At 61.2% G+C, this 26,421-nt stretch carries 23 protein-coding genes; 18 read left to right on the top strand and 5 right to left on the bottom strand.

The features are described from left to right. Positions 1-231 precede the first annotated feature (231 nt). From gmd to BLV18_RS11155, 10 genes are all read left to right on the top strand, one after another. The gene (gene gmd, locus BLV18_RS11200) at positions 232-1,263 is read left to right on the top strand and encodes a GDP-mannose 4,6-dehydratase (RefSeq protein ID WP_090358543.1); all 1,032 of its coding nucleotides are present in this window, start codon (positions 232-234) and stop codon (positions 1,261-1,263) included. Further along, the gene (locus BLV18_RS11195; RefSeq protein WP_090358541.1) at positions 1,263-2,159 is read left to right on the top strand and encodes a GDP-mannose 4,6-dehydratase; all 897 of its coding nucleotides are present in this window, start codon (positions 1,263-1,265) and stop codon (positions 2,157-2,159) included. The genes gmd and BLV18_RS11195 overlap by 1 nt, the downstream gene beginning before the upstream one ends. Beyond that, positions 2,160-3,305 (top strand): glycosyltransferase family 4 protein, encoded by a 1,146-nt coding sequence (locus tag BLV18_RS11190; RefSeq protein WP_090358539.1) that lies wholly within the window; start codon positions 2,160-2,162, stop codon positions 3,303-3,305. It begins immediately after the preceding gene. Next, the gene (locus BLV18_RS11185; RefSeq protein ID WP_090358537.1) at positions 3,302-4,417 is read left to right on the top strand and encodes a glycosyltransferase; all 1,116 of its coding nucleotides are present in this window, start codon (positions 3,302-3,304) and stop codon (positions 4,415-4,417) included. The genes BLV18_RS11190 and BLV18_RS11185 overlap by 4 nt, the downstream gene beginning before the upstream one ends. Positions 4,418-4,441: 24 nt before the next feature. Continuing rightward, on the top strand, positions 4,442-5,413 hold the full coding sequence (locus tag BLV18_RS11180) for a UDP-glucose 4-epimerase family protein (protein ID WP_090358535.1): 972 nt from the start codon (positions 4,442-4,444) through the stop codon (positions 5,411-5,413). Between the two features lie 2 nt (positions 5,414-5,415). Beyond that, on the top strand, positions 5,416-6,420 hold the full coding sequence (locus tag BLV18_RS11175) for an MraY family glycosyltransferase (protein WP_090362228.1): 1,005 nt from the start codon (positions 5,416-5,418) through the stop codon (positions 6,418-6,420). Between the two features lie 100 nt (positions 6,421-6,520). Beyond that, positions 6,521-8,521 carry a polysaccharide biosynthesis protein gene (locus BLV18_RS11170; protein WP_090358533.1) on the top strand — a complete coding sequence of 667 codons (2,001 nt, stop codon included), beginning with the start codon at positions 6,521-6,523 and terminating at the stop codon, positions 8,519-8,521. 144 nt (positions 8,522-8,665) lie between these two features. Beyond that, positions 8,666-9,562, top strand: a complete 897-nt coding sequence (locus BLV18_RS11165) for a glycosyltransferase family 2 protein (protein WP_090358531.1) — start codon at positions 8,666-8,668, stop codon at positions 9,560-9,562. A 16-nt stretch (positions 9,563-9,578) separates the two neighbouring features. After that, complete coding sequence (locus tag BLV18_RS11160; protein WP_090358529.1) at positions 9,579-10,241, top strand: CatB-related O-acetyltransferase; 663 nt, start codon at positions 9,579-9,581, stop codon at positions 10,239-10,241. A gap of 141 nt (positions 10,242-10,382) precedes the next feature. Next, on the top strand, positions 10,383-11,273 hold the full coding sequence (locus BLV18_RS11155; protein ID WP_090358527.1) for a glycosyltransferase family 2 protein: 891 nt from the start codon (positions 10,383-10,385) through the stop codon (positions 11,271-11,273). 295 nt (positions 11,274-11,568) lie between these two features. On the opposite strand, the gene BLV18_RS11150 is transcribed toward BLV18_RS11155, so the two are convergent. After that, positions 11,569-12,795: an O-antigen ligase family protein gene (locus tag BLV18_RS11150; RefSeq protein ID WP_090358525.1), complete on the bottom strand. Its 1,227-nt coding sequence runs from the start codon at positions 12,793-12,795 to the stop codon at positions 11,569-11,571. A 214-nt stretch (positions 12,796-13,009) separates the two neighbouring features. On the opposite strand from BLV18_RS11150, the gene BLV18_RS11145 reads away from it, so the two are divergent. Continuing rightward, positions 13,010-13,330 carry a ComEA family DNA-binding protein gene (locus BLV18_RS11145; protein ID WP_090358523.1) on the top strand — a complete coding sequence of 107 codons (321 nt, stop codon included), beginning with the start codon at positions 13,010-13,012 and terminating at the stop codon, positions 13,328-13,330. A gap of 19 nt (positions 13,331-13,349) precedes the next feature. Here BLV18_RS11145 and BLV18_RS11140 read toward each other — a convergent pair whose 3' ends face one another. Next, positions 13,350-14,630 (bottom strand): glycosyltransferase, encoded by a 1,281-nt coding sequence (locus BLV18_RS11140; protein WP_090358521.1) that lies wholly within the window; start codon positions 14,628-14,630, stop codon positions 13,350-13,352. Between the two features lie 449 nt (positions 14,631-15,079). Here BLV18_RS11140 and BLV18_RS11135 point away from each other — a divergent pair, with 449 nt between their 5' ends. The 7 genes from BLV18_RS11135 (at position 15,080) to BLV18_RS11105 (ending at position 22,531) form a co-directional block, all read left to right on the top strand. Further along, the gene (locus BLV18_RS11135; RefSeq protein ID WP_139211014.1) at positions 15,080-15,541 is read left to right on the top strand and encodes an ANTAR domain-containing protein; all 462 of its coding nucleotides are present in this window, start codon (positions 15,080-15,082) and stop codon (positions 15,539-15,541) included. A 94-nt stretch (positions 15,542-15,635) separates the two neighbouring features. After that, a complete protein-coding gene (locus BLV18_RS11130) occupies positions 15,636-16,931 on the top strand; it encodes an MFS transporter (protein ID WP_090358516.1) in 1,296 nt (431 codons plus the stop codon). Between the two features lie 381 nt (positions 16,932-17,312). Further along, positions 17,313-18,311: a 2-dehydro-3-deoxygalactonokinase gene (locus tag BLV18_RS11125; RefSeq protein ID WP_090358513.1), complete on the top strand. Its 999-nt coding sequence runs from the start codon at positions 17,313-17,315 to the stop codon at positions 18,309-18,311. Position 18,312: 1 nt separating this feature from the next. After that, a complete protein-coding gene (locus BLV18_RS11120; protein ID WP_090358511.1) occupies positions 18,313-18,936 on the top strand; it encodes a 2-dehydro-3-deoxy-6-phosphogalactonate aldolase in 624 nt (207 codons plus the stop codon). A 120-nt stretch (positions 18,937-19,056) separates the two neighbouring features. Then, complete coding sequence (gene dgoD / locus BLV18_RS11115) at positions 19,057-20,205, top strand: galactonate dehydratase (RefSeq protein WP_049859437.1); 1,149 nt, start codon at positions 19,057-19,059, stop codon at positions 20,203-20,205. A gap of 159 nt (positions 20,206-20,364) precedes the next feature. After that, positions 20,365-21,675, top strand: coding sequence for an MFS transporter (locus tag BLV18_RS11110; RefSeq protein ID WP_090358509.1), 1,311 nt, complete (start codon positions 20,365-20,367; stop codon positions 21,673-21,675). A 58-nt stretch (positions 21,676-21,733) separates the two neighbouring features. Beyond that, positions 21,734-22,531 (top strand): IclR family transcriptional regulator, encoded by a 798-nt coding sequence (locus BLV18_RS11105; RefSeq protein WP_090358507.1) that lies wholly within the window; start codon positions 21,734-21,736, stop codon positions 22,529-22,531. A 161-nt stretch (positions 22,532-22,692) separates the two neighbouring features. Here BLV18_RS11105 and BLV18_RS11100 read toward each other — a convergent pair whose 3' ends face one another. The 3 genes from BLV18_RS11100 to efeB all read right to left on the bottom strand — a co-directional run bounded on the left by BLV18_RS11100 (position 22,693) and on the right by efeB (position 26,362). Then, a complete protein-coding gene (locus BLV18_RS11100) occupies positions 22,693-23,832 on the bottom strand; it encodes a hypothetical protein (RefSeq protein WP_090358505.1) in 1,140 nt (379 codons plus the stop codon). Positions 23,833-24,193: 361 nt separating this feature from the next. Then, complete coding sequence (efeO, locus tag BLV18_RS11095) at positions 24,194-25,021, bottom strand: iron uptake system protein EfeO (RefSeq protein ID WP_090358503.1); 828 nt, start codon at positions 25,019-25,021, stop codon at positions 24,194-24,196. Positions 25,022-25,048: 27 nt separating this feature from the next. After that, positions 25,049-26,362 (bottom strand): iron uptake transporter deferrochelatase/peroxidase subunit, encoded by a 1,314-nt coding sequence (efeB, locus tag BLV18_RS11090; protein WP_090358502.1) that lies wholly within the window; start codon positions 26,360-26,362, stop codon positions 25,049-25,051. Positions 26,363-26,421 lie beyond the last annotated feature (59 nt).

Below are 26,421 nucleotides of genomic sequence, written 5' to 3'. Positions count from 1 at the left end.
GCAGTGTGTCAGTTGGAGCGCGAAGCCCCCGGACGCGGCTCGCGCCGCTGCTACAGGGGTCGTATCAGGTCGCACGGTAGATGACGCAGGCGGGGAGACTGGGCTGAGCTGGCGGGTATATGTATACTCCGCGCTTTGCATATTCGAGCGCCGGTGCTTTGCGCTGCCGCAAGCGTGGTTCGGTTTCTCTTTCGCTGCCTCGTCGGCACTAAATGGAGTTGGTTAATTCGCATGAAAGCTATTGTCACTGGTATCACTGGTCAAGATGGCGCCTACCTGGCGGAACTGCTGCTGGAAAAGGGCTACACCGTTTACGGCACCTACCGCCGCACCAGCTCCGTCAACTTCTGGCGTATCGAAGAGCTGGGTATCCAGAACAACCCCAACCTGCACCTGGTTGAGTACGACCTGACCGATCTGTCCGCCAGCATCCGCTTGCTGCAGACCACCGAAGCCACCGAGGTGTACAACCTCGCCGCGCAGAGCTTCGTGGGTGTTTCCTTCGAGCAGCCGCTGACCACCGCCGAAATCACCGGCCTGGGCGCTGTGAACCTCCTGGAAGCCATCCGCATCGTCAACCCGAAAGCGCGCTTCTACCAGGCTTCGACCTCCGAGATGTTCGGTAAGGTGCAGGCCATTCCTCAGATCGAGGAAACCCCGTTCTACCCGCGCAGCCCCTACGGTGTAGCCAAGCTTTACGCCCACTGGATGACCATCAACTACCGCGAGTCGTACGGTATCTTCGCCACCAGCGGCATCCTGTTCAACCACGAATCGCCACTGCGCGGCCGTGAGTTCGTGACCCGCAAGATCACCGACACCGTCGCCAAGATCAAGCTGGGCCTGCAGGAAACCCTGGAGCTGGGCAACATGGACGCCAAGCGCGACTGGGGTTTCGCCAAGGAATACGTCGAAGGTATGTGGCGCATGCTGCAGGCCGACGAGCCGGACACCTTCGTGCTGGCCACCAACCGTACCGAAACCGTGCGTGACTTCGTCACCATGGCGTTCAAGGCCGCGGACATCGAGATCAAATGGCAGGGCGAAGCCGAAGCCGAGCAAGGTCTGTGCGCCAAGACCGGCAAGGTCCTGGTGTCGGTCAATCCGAAGTTCTACCGCCCGACCGAAGTCGACCTGCTGATCGGCAACCCGGCCAAGGCCAAGGAAGTGCTGGGCTGGGCGCCGAAAACGTCGCTGGAAGAGCTGTGCCGCATGATGGTCGAGGCCGACCTGCGCCGCAATGAGCAAGGGTTCTCGTTCTGATGGCTAATGTCGGCAAGCGTGCATTGATCACTGGTATCCAGGGTTTCACCGGTCGCTACATGGCGGCCGAGTTGACGGCTCATGGGTATGAAGTCATCGGCCTGGGCAGTCAGCCGTCAGAGGAGCCTGGTTACTACCAGGCCGACCTGAACGATGCGCCCAGGCTCGCCGCCTTGCTGGCAGAGCTGCAGCCTGACTATGTGGTCCACCTCGCCGCGCTGGCGTTCGTGGGCCATGGTGTGGCTGATGCGTTCTATCAGGTCAACCTGATCGGGACGCGCAACTTGCTCGAAGCGCTCGCCGCTTCGGGCAAGGCGCCTGAATGTGTATTGCTGGCCAGTAGCGCCAATGTGTATGGCAATGCATCCGAAGGCATGCTGGACGAAGGCACGGCGCCCGCGCCGGCCAACGATTACGCCGTCAGCAAGCTGGCAATGGAATACATGGCCAGCCTGTGGCAAACCCGCTTGCCGATTGTCATTACCCGGCCGTTTAACTACACCGGGGTGGGGCAGGCGGACAATTTCCTGTTGCCCAAGATCGTTTCGCACTTCCGCCGCAAGGCCGAAGTCATCGAGTTGGGTAACCTCGATGTATGGCGCGACTTCAGCGACGTTCGTGCGCTTGTGGCCGCGTACCGCGGGCTGTTGGAAAACAAGCCCCTGGGGCAGACCGTCAACGTCAGCTCGGGTGTCACTCATTCCCTGCGCGAAGTGATCGAGTTATGCGAAAGCATCACTGGCCACCGCATCCGCGTGGAAGTGAACCCCGCGTTTGTGCGCGCCAACGAAGTGAAGACGCTGTGCGGTGACAATAGCCGCCTGCGTTCGCTGGTCGGCGACTGGCAGACCCCGCCCTTACGCGACACTCTGCAATGGATGTTGGCTGCCCAATAAATGAAGGTTGTCCTTTCCGTCGAGCCTGTCCGCTTTCCGCTGACGGGCATCGGTCGTTACACCTATGAATTGGCGCGGCGTCTGCAGAACAGCCCCGAGATCACCGACCTGCAGTTCTTCGCCGGTCGCAGTTTCCTGCCAGGCTTGCCCAGTGCGGCCGATGCCTCTGGCAGTGGCTACAGCCTCAAGCGTGCAGTACAGAAGAACTTTCTCGCCATCGAGGCCTATCGCCTGCTGATGCCGCTGCTCAAGGCCCGAGCCTTGAAGGCTCATGGCGACTACTTGTATCACAGCCCCAACTACTATCTGCCGCCGTTCAAAGGGCCTCGCATCGCGACGTTTCACGATTTGTCGCCGTTCACCTGGTCCCAGTGTCATGCACCACAGCTGGCGCGCTACCTTCAGAAAGAACTGCGGCTGACCTTGAAGCGGGCTGATCGCCTGATCACTGATTCCGAATTCACTCGGCGCGAATTGGCCGAGTATTTCGACTGGCCCATCGAGCGGATCGATGCCGTACCGCTGGCCAGTTCCCCGGAATTTCATCCACGCAGCGCCGCCGAAACCAGCGAAGTGCTCGCCCGTTATGGTCTGACCCACGAGGGTTACAGCCTGTTTGCCGGCACCATCGAGCCGCGCAAGAACATCGAAACGCTGCTCACGGCCTATGAAACCTTGCCGCTGGCCACGCGTCAGCGCTGGCCGTTGATCCTGGCCGGCTATCGGGGCTGGCGCAACGAAGCCATCTTCGCGCGCATCGAGTCCGCGCAGCGCCAGGGCTGGGCGCGCTATCTGGGATTCGTGTCCGCCGAGGACCTGCCGATCCTGTTCGCAGGCGCGCGGTTGTTCGTATTTCCGTCGCTGTACGAAGGTTTCGGCCTGCCGGTGCTGGAATCGATGAGCTCGGGCGTGCCGGTGGTCTGCTCAGATAACTCCTCGCTGCTGGAGGTGGCAGGTGATGCGGCCCTGATGTGCGAAGCGATGGACATCGAGACCTTGGCGAAGCATATGGCTCAGGCACTGGAAGACGTTGAATGGCGCGCGGACGCACGTCAACGGGGCTTGACGCACGCCAACGGCTTCTCGTGGGACCGCTGCACCGCGCAAACGCTGATCGCCTATCGCAAGACGTTGGAAAGCCGATGATCAAGGTGCTGCATTTTTTCAAGACCTACTTTCCCGATTCCATGGGTGGCGTCGAGCAGGTCATCTTCCAGCTGGCTGAAGGCTGTGCCGCTGGCGGTGTGCAGTCCGAGGTCTTGTACCTTAGCGATCGCGGTGCCGCACGCAACGAGCGGGTAGGGCACCACCTCGCCCATCGCTCGAAACTGGATCTGCATGTGGCTTCCACCGGATTTTCCTGGTCGGCGCTGGGCGATTTCAAGGCATTGGCCAGCCAGGCGGACCTGATCCACTACCACTTCCCGTGGCCGTTCATGGACCTGGTGCATTTTGCCAGCCGTACGGGCAAGCCGTCGGTGGTCAGTTATCACTCCGACATCATCAAGCAGAAGACCTTGCTCAAGCTCTATCAGCCGCTGATGAATCGCTTTCTCGGGGCCATGGACCGCATCGTCGTGTCATCGCCCGATTACGCGGCGAGCAGCCCGGTTCTGCAGCGCTTTCCCGAGAAGCTGTCGGTCATTCCCTTCGGCCTCGATCCGGCGACCTATCCCATGCCCGCCGCCGAGCGCCTGACACACTGGCGTGGTCGCTTCCCTGGCAAATTCTTTCTGTTCGTTGGCGCGCTGCGTTACTACAAGGGTTTGAACTACCTGCTGGATGCTGCCAAAGCCACTGGGCTACCGGTGGTGATTCTTGGCGGTGGTCATCTGGAGGCCGAACTCAAGGCTTACGCCCAGCAGTTGGACGTGAGCAACGTGCATTTTCTCGGCGGCCTGCCGGATGAAGACAAGGCGGCGCTGCTCACCTTGTGCCACGCCTTTGTCTTTCCTTCGCATCTGCGCTCGGAATCGTTCGGCATATCGCTGCTTGAAGGCGCGATGTACGGCAAGCCGATGATCTCGTGCGACATCGGCAGCGGCATGAGCTACATCAACCGAGCCGGGGAAACCGGGCTGGTGATTCCTCCCCGCGATCCGCAGGAGCTGGCAGCGGCCATGCAGACCCTGTGGAACGAAGAGGCCATGGCCAGTGCCATGGGCGCCGCCGCATCGCGGCGTTTCCAACAAGTATTTACCGCACAAGGAATGGCGGACAGTTATGTGCAGTTGTATCACGACGTATTGCAGCGTTAACCCACTCGACCAAGGTACTGGCTCATGATCTCGAAACCTGTTTTGGTCACTGGCGCGTCGGGTTTCGTCGGCGCCGCCGTAGCGGCGCGTCTGGTGCAGCTGGGCTGCCCCAACACGCGGGCGGCAGTTCGCCGCGCCTACACGCAACTGCCTCTGGGCGTTGAAGGGTGCGTTGTTCCGACCCTGGCCGCCGATACCGACTGGACCAGCGCCCTGGCCGGCATCGACAGTGTGGTCCACGCCGCTGCGCGGGTGCATGTCATGCGCGAGTCCGCAACCGACCCCTTGGACGCGTTCCGCCGGGTGAACGTCGAAGGCACTTTGAACCTTGCTCGCCAGGCGGCCCAGGCCGGGGTTCGACGCTTCGTGTTCATCAGTTCGATCAAGGTCAATGGCGAAGCCACCGAGCCGGGCCGGCCGTTTCGTGCCGACGACGAGCCGGCACCCCAGGACGCCTACGGGGTGTCCAAGCTGGAGGCGGAAGTGGGTCTGCGTGCGCTGGCCGAGACCACGGGCATGGAAGTGGTGATCATTCGTCCGGTGCTGGTGTACGGGCCGGGTGTGCGCGCGAATTTTCAGGCGCTGATGAGTTTGGTCAACAAAGGCGTACCGTTGCCGTTCGGCAGAACCAGCAATCGCCGCAGTCTGGTCGCACTGGATAACCTGGTGGACATGGTGTGCACTTGCCTGGAGCATCCAGCCGCCGCCCATCAAACCTTTTTGGTCAGTGACGGCGAAGCGGTGTCGACCGCAGGACTGGTGCGAGCCATGGCGATGGCGCTGGGCAAGAAGCCGCGTCTGCTCGACGTACCGCTGCCGTGGATGAGCCGCGTGGCCCAGGCACTGGGGCAAGGCGCGGTGACGCAGCGTCTGTTCGAGTCGCTGGAAGTGGACATCGACAAGAATCGCCAGCTGTTGGGTTGGGAACCCTCCACCCGAATGGCCGATGCATTGCTCGCCACCGCGCGGCCCTACGTGGAAGCGCGACGTCGATGAGCATGCCGGTGTGGCTGGTAATCGTTCTGGTGATGGCCTATGGGCTGACCTACGCCTTGCGCCGCTATGCCTTGGCACGCAGCCTGATGGACGTGCCCAATGCGCGCAGCTCCCACACGGTGCCGACACCGCGCGGGGGCGGGGTCGCTATTGTGCTGGTGTTCCTCGCGGCCATAACGCTGCTGACCCTTAACGGAACGCTCGATACCCGCTCCTGGCTGGCGCTGTTCGGCAGTGGCGCGCTGGTGGCGGTGGTGGGTTTTCTTGACGACCATAATCACATTGCCGCGCGCTGGCGCTTGCTCGGGCATTTCGGTGCGGGCGCCTGGGCGTTGCTGTGGCTGGGCGGCATGCCCGGTGTGCTCGGTGCAGTCGATGGCCTTGCGCCGCTGTGGTGGGTGTTCGGCCTTTTGTATCTGGTGTGGATGCTCAACCTCTACAACTTCATGGACGGCATCGATGGTATAGCCAGCGTCGAGGCCATCTGCGTCTGCGCCGGGGCATGCGTGATCTATGCCGTGGGCGGGCACCTTCAGTTGATGTGGTTGCCCGGCCTGCTCGCGGCAGCGGTAGCAGGCTTTCTGCTGTGGAACTGGCCGCCGGCGAAGATCTTCATGGGCGATGCCGGCAGCGGTTTTCTCGGTTTGGTCCTGGCCATTCTTTCGGTCCAGGCCGCGTGGGTCGAGCCGAGTTATTTCTGGGTCTGGATCATCCTGCTGGGTGTGTTCATCGTCGATGCGACGTTTACGCTACTGCGGCGGTTGCTGCGCGGCGACAAGGTGTACCAGGCGCACCGAAGCCACGCCTACCAGTACGCTTCGCGGGTTTATGGGCGACATCTGCCGGTTACCGTCGCCACGGCATTGATCACGCTGGGGTGGCTACTACCGATGGCCGTTTGCGTGACGGTTTTCGGTCTGAACCCTGTGCTAGGCACCTTCATTGCTTACATCCCTTTGTTGTGGCTGGCTTTTCGTTATCATGCGGGGGAATTGGAACGCGCATGAAATTGCGTTCGCGCACTGGTGCAATCGACTGATCGCACTTATGGTTACGTAGTTGCTGCAACCGACCGTCACGGTCAGAGGCCAATTGGGTCGAATGTCGATGGATAAGTTACGTACACGCTTGCTGGGTTTGCCACGTCGCCAGAAGCGCATGCTGCAGGTGGTCACGGACATCGTGTTGGTCTGGGTCGCGCTGTGGATGGCATTCCTGGTGCGCCTGGGCATCGAGGACATGTACAACCCGATTCGCGAGCACGACTGGCTGTTCATGGCCGCACCGCTGGTGGCGATACCGCTATTCATTCGCTTCGGCATGTATCGAGCGGTGATGCGCTACTTCGGCAACGATGCGCTGGTGGCCATCGTCAAGGCGGTCAGCCTCTCGGCGCTCATTCTTGCGGTCGTGGTGTACTGGTACAGCAACCACCAAACGGTGGTGCCGCGCTCGATCATCTTCAACTACTGGTGGATCAGCCTGGTCATCATCGGCGGCTTGCGCCTGGCGATGCGTCAGTACTTCATGGGGGACTGGTTCAACGCGGTGCACAACGTGCCGTTCGCCGGGCGTGACGACCGCTTGACCAAGGTAGCGGTGTACGGTGCAGGTGTGGCGGGCAATCAACTGGTCGCCGCGCTGCGCATGGGCCGGGTGATGCGTCCGGTGGCATTCATCGATGATGATCCGAGCATCTCCGACCGGGTGATTGCAGGTATTCAGGTGTTCAAGCCCAAACATATCCAGCGCATGATCGATCTGACCGGCGCCGAGGAACTGCTGCTGGCGCTGCCGTCGACATCGCGTTCGCGGCGCCGTGAGATCCTCAGTTTCCTCGAAGGCTTTCCGCTGCATGTACGCAGCGTGCCCAACTTCACCGCGCTGGCGAGCGGAGAGGTCAAGGTCGACGATATTCAGGAAGTGGACATTGCCGACTTGCTGGGGCGCGATTCGGTGCCCGCGCAAGACGATCTGCTCGAGCACTGCATTGCCGGCAAATCGGTGATGGTGACCGGGGCAGGGGGGTCGATCGGCTCCGAGCTGTGCCGACAGATACTGAGCCTGGAGCCGGCGCTGCTGATTTTGCTGGATCACGCGGAATTCAATCTCTACACCATTAGCGGCGAGCTGGAGCAGCGTGCCGCTCGTGAGGGGCTGAACGTACAGATGTTGCCAACGCTTGGCACCGTGCGCGACCAGGCCAAGCTGCTCGAAGTCATGACCACCTGGAACGTGGATACGGTGTACCACGCGGCCGCCTACAAGCATGTGCCTATGGTGGAACACAATATCGCCGAAGGCGTACGCAACAACGTGTTGGGTACGCTCAACTGCGCTCAGGCCGCGTTGCAGGCCGGGGTGGCCAACTTTGTGCTGATCTCCACCGACAAGGCCGTGCGCCCGACCAACGTGATGGGCAGTACCAAGCGGTTGGCGGAGATGAGCTTGCAAGCGCTGAGCCGCGAGTTGGCACCGGTGCTGTTCGGCGACCCCGCCAATGTGGCGCGCGTCAACAAGACACGCTTCACCATGGTGCGTTTCGGTAACGTGCTGGGTTCGTCGGGTTCGGTGATTCCGTTGTTTCACAAGCAGATCAAGTCGGGCGGCCCGGTCACAGTTACGCACCCGAACATCACCCGTTATTTCATGACCATCCCCGAGGCGGCGCAACTGGTGATCCAGGCCGGCTCCATGGGGCGCGGTGGCGAAGTGTTCGTGCTGGACATGGGCGAGCCGGTGAAGATCATCGATTTGGCGCAGAAGATGATTCACCTGTCGGGCTTGAGCATCCGTTCCGAGCAGAACCCGCAGGGCGATATCGGCATCGAATTCACCGGGTTGCGGCCGGGCGAGAAGTTGTACGAAGAGTTGCTCATTGGCAATAACGTGGTTGCCACCCGTCATCCGATGATCATGAGTGCCCATGAGGATCATTTGTCCTGGGAGTCGCTCAAGGCTGAACTGACTGAGTTGCTGCGCGCTTTGGATGACGCCGATTTCGATCGGGTCCGCGAAATCCTCAGAGAGGCCGTGAGCGGGTACGCCCCGGAAGGCGAGATCGTCGATTGGCTGCACATCCACCAGCATCGCGGCAGCAACGACTGACCCATCGGGCTGCCTTTTTCGCGGCCGGTGACCGTATCGACCATGGCGGGCCATGCGCGGGTCGACAATCGGCTACGGATCGCCCATCATGCAGCGCTGCCGATACCAGGCTGCACATACCCGAACCAGTCGTTGCCCATAAAAATGACCGACATACTTTCCGAACCTGCGGTTCGAGTCGACGTGGCGGATTACCCCCTCGTCTCGATCGTGGCGCCTTGCTACAACGCTGAAAAGTTTCTCGAAGAGGCGTTGGTCAGCATCTTCGCTCAGGACTATCCGAACTTCGAAGTGATCATCGTCGACGACGGTTCCAGTGACCGTAGCATCGACATGCTCACCGCGCTGCAGACCACCTACGACTTTCAGTTGCTGCAGCAGGCCAACCAAGGTGTCAGTGCTGCGCTCAACTTCGGGTTGCAGCAGGCTCGCGGAAAGTACGTCTCCACGCCGGACCTGGACGACATCATGCTCGCCCACTCCTTGCGCGTGCGCGTCGATTACCTGGAGAAAAACCCGGATGTCGGCGCCGTTGGGGCGCTGATCACCTACATGGATACCCAGGGCAATGCGCTGAAGGACCAGACTCACACCCGCATACGGCGCATGGATTTTGCCGACATCCTCGCTAATGCACGAGTCTGCGGTGCGCCGGTATCGCTGTACCGCATGGAGGTGCTGCGCAAGGCCAAGTTCTACGACCCCGCCATCAAGGTCCAGGATTTCCAGATGACCCTGCGCATTGCCGAACAGGGTTTCGAGATCCATATGCTACCGGTGATCGTCACCCGCTACCGGCGTCATCCGCACAACCTGTCGCGACGTTACAAAACCCTGTTCGAAGCCGACATGCGCGCCATCGAACCCTATCGAGGGCACCCCGGCTACGAACGGGGCCGAGCTAAACTGGTCAACAAGGCTTTGAAGTATGCGGTGGTGGAAGACAAGAAGGATGCGCTGCGCCTGCTGCGCTCGATCCCGCTCAAGCTCTGGGACCGCACCACGTTTCGCCGTCTCAAGCGCCTGGTGTTGCATTGGTAAGTAAGGAAGTGTGTCGATGAAGTGGTGGGATCGTTTCAAGAAAAGGAAGGTTCGCAAGCACCTCGGGCAGTTCGAGAAGTTGTTTCGCGGCCCTGAGCGGATCCGTATGCGTTACCCCCAGTATTCGATTGGGGTGGGAACCTACGGGATCCCGGACGTACAGGAGTTCGGGGATGACACCACCCTGAACGTCGGCAACTACACCTCGATCGCCGAAGGCGTGAAGATCCTGCTGGGCGGTGGTCATCGTACGGACTGGGTCTCGTGCTTTCCGTTCCCACTGATTATTGATGAGGTAAAGGATGTGCCGGGTGCAGCGCCCACCAAGGGGGATGTCACCATCGGCAGTGACTGCTGGCTATGCGCCAACGTTCTGATTCTATCCGGGGTGACGGTCGGCCATGGCGCGGTAGTTGCAGCCGGTGCGGTAGTGACCAAGGACATACCGCCCTATGCCATCGTAGGCGGCAACCCCTGTCGATTCATCAGGTGGCGCTTCGAGGAGGAGGTGCGTGAGGCGCTGTTGGCATCCGCGTGGTGGGACTGGCCCGTAGCCGAGGTCAAGGCGGTCGCGCATCTGTTGTGCAGCGACGACCTGGAGGCGTTTCTGGCCTATGCCCGTAATCGCCAGTCGACGCCAGTCATTGATCAAGGATCGCAGCGGTATCGTGCATCGTGAACGATTCAGGCACGTCCTGACATTCATTGGGGGCATGCATGGTTACACTCCAGGCGGTTCCCGCGATCGGCTCGCACGCCTGTCATACCTAGAGTGCCTGGTTTCGCTCGGGCACGGCATCACTTTTTCAGAGCAGCGATTATGAATACGTCCATCTCCGACAATCGAATGCAGCCCCTGGTGTCGGTGATCATCGCCTCGTACAACCACGCGCCGTATATCGAAGCATCGATCGGCAGTGTGCTGGCGCAGACCTACGCCAACATCGAACTGCTGGTGGTGGACGACGGATCGACTGATGGCAGCGTCGAGCTGTTGCGCACGCTCAGTGCCGAACACGGATTCGATCTGCGGGTGCAGGAGAACAAAGGCTTGTCGCGCACATTGAACGAGTCGGTGGCGCGGTGCCGCGGTAGCCTGGTAGTGCCGTTCGGATCGGACGACGTGATGTTTGCTCATCGTATCGCGACTCAGGTGGCGTACATGGAGGGCAAGCCCGAAGTGGGGATCTGCTCGGCCAATACCGAGATCATCGATGCCACGGGCAAGGTGATGTGCGAGCGCGAGCAGCGCAAGCGCAACGAGCCGTTTCGTCGCCTGGACTTCGATGACATGTTCATGGACCGCAAGCCGGGACCGACGGCTGCGACGTTGATGTTCCGGCGTGAGGCGTTGGAGAAGGTCGGTGGTTTCGATCCGGAGATTCGTCTGGAAGACGTCTACATCGAGCTGGCTATTACCCGCGCCGGGTATTTCATTGACGTGCTGGGCGAGCCCTTGGCGCAGTATCGCAAGCATGCGACCAACACCTACAAGAATGGCCGCTTCATGGTCGAGAACGTGCTCAAGACCTACGCGGTGTATCGCGAACATCCCGCCTACGAGCAGGTGCGCTGGCGATTTCTGAATTCGATGTTCTTGAAGTACGCGCGCAAGGACAAGGGATTGAGCCGGGAGTTGCTCGGCATGATTCCGCTCAGGGCCTGGAACAAGAAAACCCTGCGCGGCATGATCCGCATGGTGTTCGGCTAGCATCCGCGTGCACCGCCGACGCGGCTCGCGCCGCTGCTACAGGGGGCGGGTGTTTGTGGGAGCGGGCCCTGCCCGCGAAGGGGGCGTGCGATGCTTCAGGCCTACCGCATATACCGCCGACGCGGCTCGCGCCGCTGCTACAGGGGTTGGGTGTTTGTGGGAGCGGGCTCTGCCCGCGAAGGGGGGCGTGCGGTGCTTCAGGTCTACCGCATATACCGCCGACGCGGCTCGCGCCGCTGCTACAGGGGGGCGGGGGCTGTAGCAGCGCAAGCTGCGGTATTTCGATAGGACTCAGTTACAGGGCTTTGGCCGGAGGATGGTGGAGGCGGTTGCCCCAGTGGCACAACCACTGCGCATACACCAATGCCATCGGAATCCAGATCAGGAACCAGTGCTCCTTGGGCCGCGACATGAAGGCGCTGCCTTCGGTCAGGCCCGAAGCAAATCCGAATACCAGCCAGGTGGCGGCGACCACCACCTGCGGCTCTCGCCGGTTCATCCAGCAGAAGCGCATGGCCAACCCATACAGCACCATCCACAGACTCAGTCCGGCCACGCCGCCGATGTAGAGCACGCCCAATTCGATATTGTGCGGATCCGCCAAGGTGGTCGGCAGCCCTGGAATGACAATGGTCATTTCCGAATCGTAACCGCGGCCCAGCCAGGGGTTTTCACTGATCTGACGCAGCGATTCCATCCAGATCTGCGGCCTATACGACGCTCCTCGCGATGTCAGCACATCAGGCATCACCACATACAACGCGGCAATGCCCACCAGTGCGATGGCAATGGCCAACCCGCCGCGTTTCTTGTTTCCTGCCGCCATCAGCCATAGCAGAGCCGCCGCCATGCCGATGATGGGGGTACGCGAACCGGTGGCGATCAAGGTCACGCCAAGCACCGCCAGGCAGCCTAGCGCCAATGGGTTCCAAGGATTGCGACCGATGTACCACGTGGCCAGCCAGACACTGGCGAAGGCGCCGAACACGTGGGCGCTGAGCAATGGGTTGTACAGCGCGCCATAGCCGTCCAGGCGGCTGCCGAGAGAGGCACCTTGCACACCATAGAAATAGATCAGCGACAACCCTCCAGCCGCCGTTGCGATCAGCGCTGCCAGGTGGGTGATCTGCGCCAGCCGGGCCGGTATGTTCAACGCGATCAGGCCAGCGGAAAGCAGCACCATGGCGATGTACAGCGGCCGTTTGAACAACGAGCCAAAATCTTCTCCGTCTATGGCCCAGCTGACGCTGAGCAGGATGTACGCACTGAACGCTACGAAGGCCAGAAACATCGGGTTGCGCACCAATGCCTTGAACGGACCCGGTTGCACTGCCAACGCTAGCAGCGTGGGGATCGCCAGGAAAAGGTAGAACAGCTTGTGGTAGAGGGAACGATCCCACGCCCAGAACATTCCGGTCATGATGACCAGCCAGCCTATCGGTAGAACATAGGCATTGAGCACCTGCGCCGTGCGCACGCGCACGGACGCGCGTTGAGGTTGGATGAGGGGTTGTCTGTCCATAGGCCTGATGAGTGAAGTGATGAGGGCGGGTGGATTGTACGTGGATGTGACTTCGCATCAACAGTGAAGGTCCCGGCGCTGAAAAATCCTACGGATCGGCGCGGCCTGACACGTCGTGCAACAGGCTGGCAGTAGCGCAATTGGCGCGCTGGACTAGGGTTGGCAGGCGGCTCGGAAATGCCGCACTTCTCATTCATGTCATGGAGGGTATGCAATGCCTGGAATTTCTTTGCCCGCACTGGCGCTGGTGGCTTTGGCCTGCATCGGGGGGGTGTTTGGCACTACGCCGGCAACGGCTGCGACAACATCGTCACGGGCTATGCAGGTGGACCTGCCAAGCCAGGTCAACCTGAATACGGCCGATGCCGAAACCCTGAGGAAAGTACTGTCGGGGGTCGGGCGCACCAAGGCCGCTGCCATCGTCGAACACCGGCAGACCTACGGCCCCTTCGAATCGGTCGATGAATTGCTGGAAGTCACCGGCATCGGCAAGACCCTGCTGGATCGCAACCGCGACAAGCTCACCGTTGAGTGAGGACGTATGACGACTTGCTTCAGCCACCGCTGACCAGCCGCAGCTTGGTGCGGTCCGGAATCACCGCCTCGATGATATCGGCGGCACGTTGGGTACCGCCCATCACGTGAATGGCATCGGCGAGCTGTTCAAGGTGGGGCCACTGATTCTCGAGTACATGACGCAGGTGTTTCTCCAATTCACGGCTGCTGCTATGCCGGCTCGCATGCACGCCGGAGCCACTGTACGCCACACGTGCCGCCACACCCGGTTGGTCGGCAGCTATGGGCAAGACCAGTATGGGGGTCTCCGCCACGACGGCTTCGAGTACGATATCAAGTTCACCGTGGGTCACCAATACGTCGGCATACTGCAACAACAGCGCTTGATCGGCCGAGTTCGTGACCCAGGTTGCGCCTTGTCGCAACAGCAGAGCGCACTGGCGATGGCTCAGTCCATCGTGATGAATGACCAGCAACTGGGCATCGAGCATCTTGCAGGCTCGGGCGATCCGCTTGAACATATTCATCCGATTGCCGTGAAGCGGGCCGAGCGTTGCGACGACGAAGGGGCGGCTGTTGTCCAAGGCATAGGGCAGGTGGTTCGCCTCATCCGGAACCCGCCGCAACGGCCCCACTTCATGAAACCAGGGCGGCAGATTGGGGCGTGGGAAGTCGAACTCAAGCACCGTTTGGCTGATCTGCGCCAATGGCGACAGGCACTGGTGCAGGCGCTTGCGTGTAGTCAACCCAAGCGCAACGGATTGACGAGCAATGGTCTTGTGCAGGGGTTTCATGATCCAGTCGTATCGACGCTCGGCACGCGCGTAACGCCTGACGGCATCTTCGCCACGCTCGTAGGGGTAGGGCAGCACCGGCAAGGGGATGGTCGCATCCTCACGGTTGACGGGCAGTGCACAGGCAATGGAGACGAAAGGCAGGCCAAGGGACTCCGCCACCAGCCCACCAGCAGCTTCCATCTGGTCGCATAGCAATGCATCGATGCGATCTTCCCGCAAGGCCGCCGGCAACTCATGGCAGAGCATTTCCGTTACCCACGCCATTTCTGCATAGATACGTCGCTGGCCCAGCCAGGTGCCGAAACTTGCTGCCTGGGTCGGGCTTTTCGAAAACCACCGCGCAGGAGTGCGTTCAGGACCGATGGCATGAAATTTGACCTTGGGGAAACGCAGAAGCCGGCGGGCTGTGGACTGGTGGAAGAATGTCACACAGTGACCCCGCTCGATCAGCTCCATTGCCAAGTGTTCAAGTGGATGAAAATGACTTGGCAAGGGAGGTGCGATGATTGCGAAACGGATCATTGTCGACTCCCGCGGGGTCAGGTTAATACCATGCGTCAGGCGCCTGCCCTCGCGGCGAGTAATACGAGCCATGCGACGTCAGGACTAACTTGCACGGAGCGGGTATCTGAGACTAGGAGCACATGCAGGTGGTGCATGTTCCGCGTTGTCCAACGAAATCTACCATACGGCCGTGCTGCTCGTCGGAATAAAAACGCGACACATGTTTATGAATAGACAAATTAGCCAATAAAAACATGTACTTGCATTTGTCCTTGAATGTCATTTGTACTTTATCGTCAAATGTTCGGCGTTTTCCATTCCGGACGAGCCTATAGCAGAGTAAGCTTGCCGTCGGGCCACCCTTGCGGGTGATGTACATTGGACGACGCGGGTCGGATCGCACCTGCTGTAGTGGCTTGGCGCGGCGGGTAAAGGACCGTCCTGTGCCCTCGCCTGGGAAGTGGATGATGGCTGACAAGACATTGCGCATTCTGATTGCCGACGAGCTGGGGCAGCAAGCGGTGCAGATCGAGCGAACGCTCAACAATCTGGGCTATTTCAGGGTCGTGCCGGTGCGGTCTCTCGACGAACTGCTGACCATGGTGCAGAGCGCTTATGAGCCATTCGATCTATTGATCGCCAACACCGACATGGCGGTGCGCTCCGGTGTTGACTTGCCACGGTTCTGCATGAACACCGAGCATGTCCGCCATGCGTTGCTGTATGAAAGCCAAAAGCAGATCGAAACGGAACTGACCGATGCCAGCGGCGAGCGGTTGCGTACCAGCGTCACGCAGTTGCCTGATCTTGAAGCGCTGCGCACGTTCATGGCCATTGTCGAATCGCCCAAGGCACCATTGGAGCACCGTGTGCGGGTGATCGGCGAGGGCATTCGCACGCGCAAGTCCTTGAGCTCCCCTCCGCCTTAGCTGTTCGCGCCTGTCACGTTCGACACTTTTTGCTATCCTGCGCGCCTTTGACCGGCGCGAGGATACGTGCCGTCGGCCACCAGCGGACCTGCCCATGCCTGCCGATAGTTCAGTTCAGCCACTGCTGCTCAACCGTAGCGACCACAAGACCTTAGGGCTGGCCGCCCTCGGCGGTGCGCTGGAAATATACGATTTCATCATCTTCGTCTTCTTCGCGCTGACCCTGAGTCAGCTGTTCTTTCCCCCGCAGATGCCCGAATGGCTCCGCTTGCTGCAGAGCTTCGGCATTTTCGTGACCGGTTACCTGGCTCGTCCGTTGGGCGGCATCCTGATGGCGCATTTTGCCGACCGCTTGGGGCGCAAGCGGGTATTCAGCCTGAGCATCCTGATGATGGCGGTGCCGTGCCTGCTGATCGGGGTGATGCCCACCTATGCACAGATCGGCTACTTGGCGCCGCTGCTGCTCCTTGCCTTGCGCATCCTGCAAGGCGCAGCCGTAGGAGGGGAGGTGCCGAGTGCCTGGGTGTTCGTTGCCGAACATGTGCCATTGCGGCGACGTGGCTATGCGCTGGGGTTTCTTCAGGCCGGATTGACCTTCGGCTACCTGCTGGGGGCGCTGACTGCCACCGTGCTGGCGCGGGTGTACAGTCCGCAGGAAATTCTGGACTGGGCGTGGCGTCTGCCGTTTCTGCTCGGCGGGGTCTTTGGGGTGGTAGGGGTGTGGCTGCGTCGTTTGCTGAGTGAAACGCCAGTGTTTCTGGCCATGCGCGCGCGCAGCGAGCACGTCAGCGAGTTCTCCCTGCGCACGGTGCTGCGCGAGCATCGCACGTCGTTGATCCCGGCGGTGCTGCTGACGTGCGTGCTGACCTCGGCCGTGGTGGTGCTGGTGGTGATCACACCGACGGTGATGCAGCAACGTTTCGGCCTCGATGCCAGGCATACCTTCGCGCTGAGCAGCCTGGGCATCGTGTTCCTGAACATCGGCTGCGTGCTGGCGGGCTTGCTGGTCGATCGCGTCGGCGCCTGGCGTGCGCTGGTCATTTACAGTGTGTTGCTACCGCTGGGCATCACTGCGCTGTACGCCAGCCTGGTCGCCGGCGTGGGCAGCTTGGCGGTGGCTTATGCCTTGGCAGGTCTGGGGTGCGGGGTGGTGGGGGTAGTGCCGTCGCTGATGGTCAGTCTGTTTCCGGCAAAAGTTCGCGTGTCGGGGATCTCGTTTACCTACAACGTCGCCTATGCACTGTGGGCAAGCACCACTCCGCTGTTGCTGATCGCCCTGATGCCTTGGAGCCCATGGGTGTGCGTGGGCTATTGCCTGGTGATGGGCGCGGTCGGCATCGGTACCGCATGGGTCTTCGGCAGGCGCCGCCCCTTGCAGGCGTACGCCTGACTCCAAACGAACCGGCCTCCTCAGGCCGGTTTTTTTATGGCCGGTTTCAGGCAGCAGACCTGTTGAGGCAGGTCTGTGAGAAGCAGAGCTGTGGCAACAGAACTGTGAGAAGCAGAGCTGTGGGGAACAGAACTGTGAGAAGCAGAACTGTGGGGAACAGAACTGTGGGGAACAGAACTGTGGGAGCGGGCTCTGCCCGCGAATGGAGCACCGCGTTTTGTCAGATATACCTCAGTGAATTCTTCGCGGGCAGAGCCCGCTCCCACAAGGGCATCCCCATATGTGGGATTGATAATTATATATTGAGATTTATGCTCGAATGGATCTATAGTCGGCCATCACACACCGCCACTCACTACCAAAAACAAACAAGGTGAAGCGATGCAGCCGCAACTCGTTGCACTCGATTGGGGGACCAGTTCCCTGCGAGCCTATCTGCTCGGCCCTGAGGGCCATGTACTCGACCAGCGCTCGCTGGATCGCGGCATCATGCAGCTATCCACCATCCCCCGAACCATCTGCGGCGAATCCACCCGCGATGGTTTCGAACTGACCTTCGACGAGGCCTGTGGCGACTGGCTCGACGCCTACCCCCACATTGCCGTGATCGCCTGCGGCATGGTCGGCAGCGCCCAGGGCTGGCGTGAAGTCCCCTATTGCGCCAGCCCTGCCCAGGCCGCCGACGTGGCCGCTGGCATGGCACGGGTACGCACGCTGCGCGGCATCCATGTGCACCTTGTGCCCGGCGTCCTGCAACGCTCGGCGCTGCCCAACGTGATGCGCGGCGAGGAAACCCAGATCTTCGGTCTGTTGCAGACGCTGCCCTCGGCCGAGCGCGACCAGACCTTGCTGGTCGGTCTTCCCGGCAGCCACTCGAAGTGGGCGAGGGTGGTCGAGCAGCGCATCGAACATTTCGACACCTTCATGACCGGCGAGCTGTTCGCCGCCGCCAGTGCCCACACCATTCTCGGCCGCACGCAAAAGCGCAGTGCATCGTTCGACAGCGTGGCCTTCGAGCGCGGCGTGGCCGTGGCGATGTCGGCCGAGGGCAGCATCGGCGTGCTGTCGACCATGTTCAGCGCGCGCAGCCTCGGCTTGACCGGCCAGTTGGCCAGCAGCGAGCAGGCTGACTACCTGTCCGGCCTGATGATCGGGCACGAGCTGCGGGCGCTGGCGGAAATGCTGCGCCAGCGCAGTGGCCTGGCGACGCTGCCGGCGGTAGTCCTGATCGGTAACGGGGCCTTGTGCCAGCGCTACAGCCAAGCCCTGGCCCTTTGCGGTTTTTCCAGCGTCAGCCAGGCCGAGCAGGCCACCGAACGCGGTCTCTGGAGCCTGGCGCTGGCCGCCGGGCTTGTCGCTCAACAGCTCCAAGAGGTTTGACATGCTCAAGCAAGCAATGGCCCAGAACGGCCTGATCGCCATTTTGCGTGGCCTGCGCCCCGAGGAATCGGTGGCCATCGGCGAAGTGCTGTATGACGCCGGTTTTCGCATCATCGAGGTGCCGCTCAATTCCCCTCAGCCTTTCGACAGCATTCGGCTGTTGCGCAACAGCCTGCCCGCCGATTGCCTGATCGGCGCCGGAACGGTGCTGTCGGCCGAACAGGTGCAGCAGGTGAAAGCCGCAGGCGGGCAGTTGATCGTCATGCCCCACAGTGACCCTGTGGTGCTCAAGGCGGCCAAGGAGGCCGACCTGTATCTGGCGCCGGGCGTGGTGACACCAACCGAAGCCTTCGCCGCCCTCGCTGCGGGCGCCGATGTGTTGAAACTGTTCCCGGCCGAGTCGTTGACACCTGCGGTGGTCAAGGCGTTGTTGGCGGTGTTGCCCAAGGGCACGGCGCTGGTGCCGGTAGGCGGGATCAGCCCGGACAACATGCAGCCGTTTCTCGAGGCGGGCGTGGCGGGCTTCGGCCTGGGCTCGGGCCTGTTCAAGCCGGGCATGACGGTGCAGCAGGTGGCGGACAACGCCAGGGCGTATGCGCAGGCGTGGCGATCGCTGACGGGCTGAGAGGTGCCCCGCTCAGGGTGCGGTGGTGCGGGCCGACGCGGCTTGCACCGCTGCTACAGGGGTGGAAGTCGCGAATTTATTACAGGCGCTTGAGCGTCCATCGAACAAGAGAGACAACAGATGAAAATCACCAAACTCACTACATTCATCGTTCCGCCGCGCTGGTGCTTCCTCAAAGTCGAAACCGACGAGGGCGTGGTCGGCTGGGGCGAGCCGGTGGTCGAAGGCCGCGCTCATACCGTGGCTGCCGCGGTCGACGAATTGTCGGACTACCTGATCGGCAAGGACCCACGCAACATCGAGGACATCTGGACAGTGCTGTACCGCGGCGGCTTCTACCGCGGTGGTGCGATCCACATGAGTGCGCTGGCCGGTATCGACCAGGCGCTGTGGGACATCAAGGGCAAGGCCCTGGGTGTTTCGGTCAGCGACCTGCTGGGCGGTCAGGTGCGTGATCGGATCCGTGTGTACTCGTGGATCGGCGGGGATCGGCCGGCCGATACGGCGCGGGCGGCCAGCGAAGCGGTCGCGCGTGGCTTCACGGCGGTGAAGATGAACGGCACCGAAGAGCTGCAGTTTCTCGACACCTTCGACAAGGTCGATCGCGCCCTGGCCAGTGTGGCGGCCGTGCGTGATGCGGTCGGGCCGAACGTGGGCATCGGCGTCGATTTTCATGGCCGGGTGCACAAGCCCATGGCCAAGGTGCTGATGAAGGAACTCGATCAGTTCAAGCTGATGTTCATCGAGGAGCCGGTGCTGAGCGAGAACTATGAAGCGCTCAAGGAACTGGCGCCGCTGACCAGCACGCCGATCGCGCTGGGTGAGCGTCTGTATTCACGCTGGGATTTCAAGCGGATCCTGAGTGAAGGCTATGTCGACATCATCCAGCCCGATGCGTCGCACGCCGGAGGGATCACCGAGACCCGCAAGATCGCCAACATGGCTGAAGCCTATGACGTGGCATTGGCGCTGCATTGCCCGCTGGGTCCGATCGCGCTGGCGGCTTGCCTGCAGCTGGATGCGGTTTGCTACAACGCGTTCATTCAAGAGCAGAGCCTGGGCATTCACTACAACGAAAGCAACGATCTGCTCGATTACGTTGCCCATCCCGAGGTGTTCGACTACGACAACGGGTTCGTGAAGATCCCCAATGGGCCGGGGCTGGGCATCGAGATCAACGAGGAGTACGTGCGGGAGCGGGCCGAAATCGGCCATCGCTGGCGCAACCCGATCTGGCGCCACGCCGATGGCAGCTTTGCCGAGTGGTGAGAAGACGCTGATATTGCGGCGCGGCCTTCGCGGGCAGAGCCCGCTCCCACACGGATATCGACACCTTTGTGAGAGCGGGGCAGGCGGTGAGCCATCTGCCTGCGAAAGCGTCCGCCAGGGCGCCGCATCACCCTCTACAACTACAATAAGAGGCACCCCATGCACACGCAAACCGCAACCACCGCTCCGGCGCTGGCGACGCCCAGCCGCAAGCGTTTCTTCATCATGGTGCTGCTGTTCATCACCGTGGTCATCAACTACCTGGACCGCAGCAACCTGTCCATCGCCGCACCGGCGCTGACCAGCGATCTGGGTATCGATCCGGTTCACGTCGGCCTGATCTTCTCGGCGTTCGGCTGGACCTACGCGGCCATGCAGATCCCCGGTGGCTGGCTGGTGGACCGCGTGCCGCCGCGCATTCTCTACAGTGTGGCCCTGGCCCTGTGGTCCATCGCCACGGTCATGCTCGGCTTCGCCGGCAGCTTCATCGCCCTGTTCGTCCTGCGCATGGCGGTGGGTGCCCTGGAAGCCCCGGCGTATCCCATCAACAGCCGCGTGGTGACGACCTGGTTCCCCGAACGCGAACGCGCCACCGCCATCGGTTTCTACACGTCGGGCCAGTTTGTCGGCCTGGCCTTCTTGACCCCGGTGCTGGCCTGGTTGCAACACGAATTCGGTTGGCACATGGTGTTCGTCAGTACCGGTCTGGTGGGTATCGTGTGGGCGGTGATCTGGTACGCCGTGTACCGCGAGCCGCGTGATTTCAAAGGCGCCAACGCTGCCGAAATCCAGCTCATCAGCGACGGCGGCGGCTTGGTCGACATGCAGAAATCGGCACGTCAGGCCAAGGCCGGGTTCAGCTGGATCGACCTGGGTATCGTGCTGAGCAAGCGCAAGCTCTGGGGCATCTACCTGGGGCAGTATTGCCTGAACTCGACACTGTGGTTCTTCCTGACCTGGTTCCCGACCTATCTGGTCAAATACCGCGGGATGGACTTCATCAAGTCGGGCATGCTCGCCTCGCTGCCGTTCCTGGCAGCTTTCGTCGGCGTGCTGTGCTCCGGGTTCTTCTCCGACTGGCTGATCCGTCGCGGCGCGAGCATCGGATTGGCGCGCAAGTTGCCGATCATCGGTGGACTGCTGATCTCGACCTGCATCATCGGCGCCAACTATGTGGATTCCACAGCCTTGGTGATCGCTTGCCTGGCGCTGGCATTTTTTGGTAACGGGTTGGCCTCGATCACCTGGTCCCTGGTCTCGACCTTGGCGCCGGCGCGTTTGCTGGGGCTTACGGGTGGGGTGTTCAACTTCATCGGCAACCTGTCGGCGATCACCACGCCGATCGCCATCGGTTTCCTGGCGACCGGCGACTCGTTCGCGCCAGCGATCACTTACATCGCGATCACGGCGTTGGTTGGGGCGTTGTCTTATATCCTGCTGGTGGGCAAGGTCGAGCGGATCGAGCTTTGACCGCTTTGCAAGCAGGCGAACATAATGCGCCTGCTTTTTCTCGACGCGAAGGTTGACCATGCAGGACGACATGCCCCCCGCCGTACCGACCGGCACACAGACCTTGCTGCGCGGCCTGGCGGTGATCCAGGCCGTGGCTGGCGGCGCCCGCGATCTCAAGGAGATTGCGCGGCGCATCGGCACTACCCGCAGCACCACCCACCGACTGGCCAGTTGCTTGGTGGACGAGCGCTACCTGCGGGTGTTGCCTCAGGTGGGGTATTTGTTGGGCCCGCGCCTGATCGAGCTGGGCTTCCAGGCGCGGGAGGAGGTGCCGCTGGTGATGCTGGCGACCCCTTGGCTCGATGAGCTGTCGGCCCTGACCGGCGACACCATTCACCTGGCGATTCGCGACGGCGATGAGGTGCTGTACCTGCACAAGACCCCGGGGCGCAATGGCCCGGAGATGCGTTCGCGGGTCGGGCATCGCATGCCGCTGGCACGCACCGGTATCGGCAAGGCGTTGATGCTCGATGCCAGCGAAGCCGAATGGCAGCGGTTGTTCGAGCAGGGAGAGCAGGTGGCGGCCAGGTCGGCGCTATGGCCCGACCATCCGCAATTGACCTGGTCACAGTTCCAGGCCCGCATGCAAACGTACGTTGCGGGTCGCTATGCGTTCGACCTGGAAGACAACGAACCCTCGATCCGCTGTGTCGCCGCGCCGATCCGCGACGCCAGCGGACAGATCGTGGCTGCAATCAGTGTCGCCAGTACGGTGCCGTACATGCCGCTGGAAAAGATGCAGTCCTTGGTCCCTACCGTCCAAAAAGCCGCCCAGGCCGTCTGCGCCGAGCTGGGCGCCAAACCGCAGTCTTAGCCGCCAATCATTTGCATCAGCCCTACCGCATATACCGCCGACACGGCTTGCGCCGCTGCTGCAGGGGATCGGGGTGTTTGTGGGAGCGGGCTCTGCCCGCGAAGGGGCCCTGAGGTGCATCAGGCCTGCCGCATACACCGCCGAGGCGGCTCGCGCCGCTGCTACAGAGAGGGTTTTGCGCCCTCTGTCGACCAAACAAGCTGGTCTTCAGCAGCATACCCAAAAGGAGCGTCCGGCTTTGCATCGTCAATTGAGATGACAGGAATGGCCTTGCCACTCATTTCGAAGATCAATAGTTGTTCGTGTTGCGCACCGCGGCGCCCTGTCAGATACAGATCCGACTCTTCTGCGCGCCGGTGATACCAAAGCGCCTCTATTGGATCATTGGCAGGATTGACTGCGTCCCAGTTTTCTGGCGATGCATTCACTATCAACTCATTCCATTCTTTCGGCTGTCGTTCCTCGTGGTAGAGGTTTTGCGCTTTTATTGCTTCCAGAAATGGAAGTGCGGAGTGCGTGCTGAACGAACAGTAGGGTAATATTGAAGACGTTTTCTCCATCCACTGTACAGCGGTGGTGACGCCAAGTGCGGCACAGTTACTATTATCAACGTCAGACTGAGGCTGTCGTTCTATTGCGCCGCAGCCATTGTCAGCATTTGAATTAGAGTAACCGTTTATAGGAAATAGGCAGCGCGTATTATAGGGGGCCTCGTCTGGGGCATTCAGCAGGATCCCAAATCCCATGGCTTGATAAGACCAGATCGAGGTTGTTGCGTTGGTTATGTCCTGTCTGATATATGTCATGGGGAGGATCTCTTTCAAGGCCGATGTACCCGCTGGAACCCATGTCGGGACAGTACCGCCATGCTCGTTGCTACGCAGCACAATGCCGGAACAGCGGTAGGCAGCCTTGCCATCGCAATCCGGAACCACACGATTGAAACGGGCATTCAGCTTAGCCGCCAGCTCCTCTCCAGTGCCCGCCCCTTGAAGTCCGCTGAGGGGTGTTTTCTGATTGACGGCGACGTTATGTTGTGCCGTCGCACGGCTCTTGAGCGCCTTCTCCGTGAACGCTGACACTTCTGCAGTGAGGGTTGAAATTTTCTTTTTATCCATGGGGTTTGCGTCTATCGCCTTTCGCCATTCCTGCACCCACCTGGCTTTCAACTCGATAGGCGCGTTGATATCGGAAATCCAATTGACTGCGTTTGAATTCGGAGTGGGTGTCTGAGGTTCTGCTGCGTGGGCAGATGAATGAGCCAGGAGCATCATTGTTGTGAAAATTACCGTACGTTTCATCTTCGTTGTCCTTGAATTTTTACGAAGGAAAGTCCCTTCCCGGTAACTGTAGTTGGTCTGCCTGGCGTTGTAGTGATTTGAAGAGATTCAAGGTTGTACGGAATATTATTTACGACGCTTTGGCAGTTGTGCACTTCTTTTCATGATCGTAAGTTGCAACGACACGTGTTGATAGCCGAATGCGCTAATGCGCTAGCCGCAGGGGGCAGATTGTGGTGGGTCAGGCATAACCCTGCGTCAGCCGACGCGGCTTGCGCCGCTGCTACGGGGGGTCGGGGTGTGTCTGTGGGAGCGGGGTTTGCCCACAAAAAGGCCCCTGGCAAGAGGGGCCTCGTGAGGGTATGCGGGAAACAGTGGCCGGTCAGTTCAGGCCGAGTTTGCCGCGCAGGGTGGAGAGGTCTTCGGCGAGGGTGTTGACCGGGCCGATCAGGGCTTTGCGGTCGTTTTCCTTGACCTTGTCGTAGGTTTCGAAGCCGCCGTCCTTGGTCTTGTACTTGGCCAGGATCTTGTCCACGGTAGCGAAGTTCTTGTCGACTTTGGCGGCGAACGCCTTGTCCTGGCTTTCGATCTGCGGGCGGAACAGGTCGACGATCTTCTTCGCGCCGTCGATGTTGCCCTGGAAGTCATACAAGTCGGTGTGGCTGTAGCGATCTTCCTCGCCCGACACCTTGGTCGCTGCCACTTCTTCAAGCAGCGCGGCGGCGCCGCCGACCACTTTCTCCGGCGGGAAGGTCAGCTCTGCAATGCGGGTTTGCAGGTCCTTCACATCCTTGAGCAGGCCGTCGGCCAGGGCATCCAGACCTTTGGTGGTGTTTTCCGAGTACAGGCTGTATTCCAGGCGATGAAACCCGGTGAAGTCTTCCGCCTTCACACCCGCTTCATGATCATCGACCCGGGAGTCGATCGACGCGTCCAGATCGCTGAACAGCTCGGCGATCGGCTCGATCGCTTCGTAGTGGACGCGGGTGGGTGCGTACAGTTTCTTGGCGGTTGCCAGATCGCCTTTCTTGATCGCGTCGGTGAACTTGGCGGTCTCCTCGGCCAGTTGATCGACCTTCTCGGTCACGTAGATCTTGTAGTCCGACACCGGACCCACCAGGTCCAGGGGCGACTGGGTCGCGGCAAAGGCCGAAAGAGGCGCGTTCAACAGGCCTAGGGTCAGCAGCAGAGCGAGTGGCGTCTTTTTCATGAAAGGTTCCCCGGTGGTATCAAGTGGTCATGCGTTGGTCGTGGTGGTTCTGGTCGCGTCGAGCAGGCTGCGGCCAATGAAGTCCTGGGCGTTGGTCACCCCCGGCAGAGTGAAGAAATAGCCGCCACCGACGGGCTTGAGGTATTCCTCGAGCGGTTCGCCGTTAAGGCGGGTCTGCACGGTGATGAAGCCTTTTTCCAGATCCGCCTGGTAGCAGATGAACAGCAGGCCCATGTCCAGCTGGCCGTTCTTGTTCACCCCGTTCGAATAGTTGAACGGGCGGCGCAGGATCAGGTTCTGCTGCGACGCTGCCGTGCGCGGATTGGCCAGGCGGATGTGTGCGTCCAGCTTGGTGATCTTGCCTTCGGGGTCCTTGGCGTAGTCCGGCACATCGCTTTCGAGTCGGCCATCCATGGGTGCGCCGGTGGTCTTCACCCGGCCGAAGATGTTTTCCTGCTCCTGCAGCGGGGTGCGGTCCCAGCGTTCGACGAAGTTGCGGATGATGCGCACCGCCTGGTAGCTGCCATGGGCGGCCCACGCAGGTTCGTCGCTGTCGGGCTGCACCCACACCAGTGCATTCATCAGCCGATTGTCGTTGGAATCCGGGTTGGCCGAGCCGTCACGAAAGCCGAGGAAATTGCGCGCGCTCTGCTCGGGTTCGCCCGGTTTGGCGGGCGCCTGCGGCGGCACGGTGCCTTCCTGCTTCCAGCGCACGAACAGCAGGTCGGGCAGGTTCTTGACGATGTCGCGCAGGGCGTGAATGTTGCTGTCCGGCGTGTTGGCACAGAACTGCAGGGTCAGGTCCCCGTGGCACTGATCGGCTTCCAGGGCGTCGTTGGGGAAGCCGACCATCCGCGACAGGCGCTTGGGCTTGGCGTCGGTGAGGCCGAAGCGCTCGTCGAACAGCGACTCGCCCACCGACACGGTGATGGTCAAGTTATCTGGCACCACCACCGGCCCGAGGATGCCCGAGTCCAGCGGGGGCAGCTTCGGATCGACCTGGGCAACAGGGCCGCCGGTCATCAGAAAGCGAATGCGCTCGTCCAGGGTGCGGAACAAGCGCTCCAGGTCTGCGCGGTCACTGGCCAGGACATCGAAAGCGACCATCATGCCGGCGGCCGGTCGTGGCGTGACGATCCCGGCCTGGTGCTGGCCTTCGTAGTCGTGGCGGTCTTGGGTTTTGTCGCTTTTAGGCGCTTCGGTGACCTTGGCGGCGGGGGCCGCCATCGCCGGACAGCTGAGCCCCGCGCCGGCCAGTGCCGCGCCGGCAGCGCCCAGGCCCAGCAGCACGCGCCGACGCTGGGCGTCGACCGGTGAATTCGGGTTGTCGGTGTTGCTCATGATCGTTGACCTCGTATCTTTTCCATTCACCGCACGTGTGGCGGCGGCGCGAGCCGCGT

It is taken from the genome of Pseudomonas coleopterorum (genome assembly GCF_900105555.1).
In the GTDB taxonomy this organism is placed as follows: domain Bacteria; phylum Pseudomonadota; class Gammaproteobacteria; order Pseudomonadales; family Pseudomonadaceae; genus Aquipseudomonas; species Aquipseudomonas coleopterorum.
This window is presented reverse-complemented; position numbering and strand designations above follow the sequence as displayed.

What these genes read in the sequence shown, in the direction of transcription:
- BLV18_RS11140 (WP_090358521.1), bottom strand. Translation starts at nt 14,630, where the DNA reads ATGATCCGTTTCGCAATCATCGCACCTCCCTTGCCAAGTCATTTTCAT.
- BLV18_RS11100 (WP_090358505.1), bottom strand. Translation starts at nt 23,832, where the DNA reads ATGAAACGTACGGTAATTTTCACAACAATGATGCTCCTGGCTCATTCA.
- BLV18_RS11145 (WP_090358523.1), top strand. Translation starts at nt 13,010, where the DNA reads ATGCCTGGAATTTCTTTGCCCGCACTGGCGCTGGTGGCTTTGGCCTGC.
- BLV18_RS11170 (WP_090358533.1), top strand. Translation starts at nt 6,521, where the DNA reads ATGGATAAGTTACGTACACGCTTGCTGGGTTTGCCACGTCGCCAGAAG.
- BLV18_RS11155 (WP_090358527.1), top strand. Translation starts at nt 10,383, where the DNA reads ATGAATACGTCCATCTCCGACAATCGAATGCAGCCCCTGGTGTCGGTG.
- BLV18_RS11125 (WP_090358513.1), top strand. Translation starts at nt 17,313, where the DNA reads ATGCAGCCGCAACTCGTTGCACTCGATTGGGGGACCAGTTCCCTGCGA.
- dgoD (WP_049859437.1), top strand. Translation starts at nt 19,057, where the DNA reads ATGAAAATCACCAAACTCACTACATTCATCGTTCCGCCGCGCTGGTGC.
- BLV18_RS11110 (WP_090358509.1), top strand. Translation starts at nt 20,365, where the DNA reads ATGCACACGCAAACCGCAACCACCGCTCCGGCGCTGGCGACGCCCAGC.
- BLV18_RS11135 (WP_139211014.1), top strand. Translation starts at nt 15,080, where the DNA reads ATGGCTGACAAGACATTGCGCATTCTGATTGCCGACGAGCTGGGGCAG.
- efeB (WP_090358502.1), bottom strand. Translation starts at nt 26,362, where the DNA reads ATGAGCAACACCGACAACCCGAATTCACCGGTCGACGCCCAGCGTCGG.
- BLV18_RS11190 (WP_090358539.1), top strand. Translation starts at nt 2,160, where the DNA reads ATGAAGGTTGTCCTTTCCGTCGAGCCTGTCCGCTTTCCGCTGACGGGC.
- BLV18_RS11165 (WP_090358531.1), top strand. Translation starts at nt 8,666, where the DNA reads ATGACCGACATACTTTCCGAACCTGCGGTTCGAGTCGACGTGGCGGAT.
- BLV18_RS11105 (WP_090358507.1), top strand. Translation starts at nt 21,734, where the DNA reads ATGCAGGACGACATGCCCCCCGCCGTACCGACCGGCACACAGACCTTG.
- gmd (WP_090358543.1), top strand. Translation starts at nt 232, where the DNA reads ATGAAAGCTATTGTCACTGGTATCACTGGTCAAGATGGCGCCTACCTG.
- BLV18_RS11160 (WP_090358529.1), top strand. Translation starts at nt 9,579, where the DNA reads ATGAAGTGGTGGGATCGTTTCAAGAAAAGGAAGGTTCGCAAGCACCTC.
- BLV18_RS11180 (WP_090358535.1), top strand. Translation starts at nt 4,442, where the DNA reads ATGATCTCGAAACCTGTTTTGGTCACTGGCGCGTCGGGTTTCGTCGGC.
- BLV18_RS11195 (WP_090358541.1), top strand. Translation starts at nt 1,263, where the DNA reads ATGGCTAATGTCGGCAAGCGTGCATTGATCACTGGTATCCAGGGTTTC.
- efeO (WP_090358503.1), bottom strand. Translation starts at nt 25,021, where the DNA reads ATGAAAAAGACGCCACTCGCTCTGCTGCTGACCCTAGGCCTGTTGAAC.
- BLV18_RS11120 (WP_090358511.1), top strand. Translation starts at nt 18,313, where the DNA reads ATGCTCAAGCAAGCAATGGCCCAGAACGGCCTGATCGCCATTTTGCGT.
- BLV18_RS11185 (WP_090358537.1), top strand. Translation starts at nt 3,302, where the DNA reads ATGATCAAGGTGCTGCATTTTTTCAAGACCTACTTTCCCGATTCCATG.
- BLV18_RS11130 (WP_090358516.1), top strand. Translation starts at nt 15,636, where the DNA reads ATGCCTGCCGATAGTTCAGTTCAGCCACTGCTGCTCAACCGTAGCGAC.
- BLV18_RS11150 (WP_090358525.1), bottom strand. Translation starts at nt 12,795, where the DNA reads ATGGACAGACAACCCCTCATCCAACCTCAACGCGCGTCCGTGCGCGTG.
- BLV18_RS11175 (WP_090362228.1), top strand. Translation starts at nt 5,416, where the DNA reads ATGCCGGTGTGGCTGGTAATCGTTCTGGTGATGGCCTATGGGCTGACC.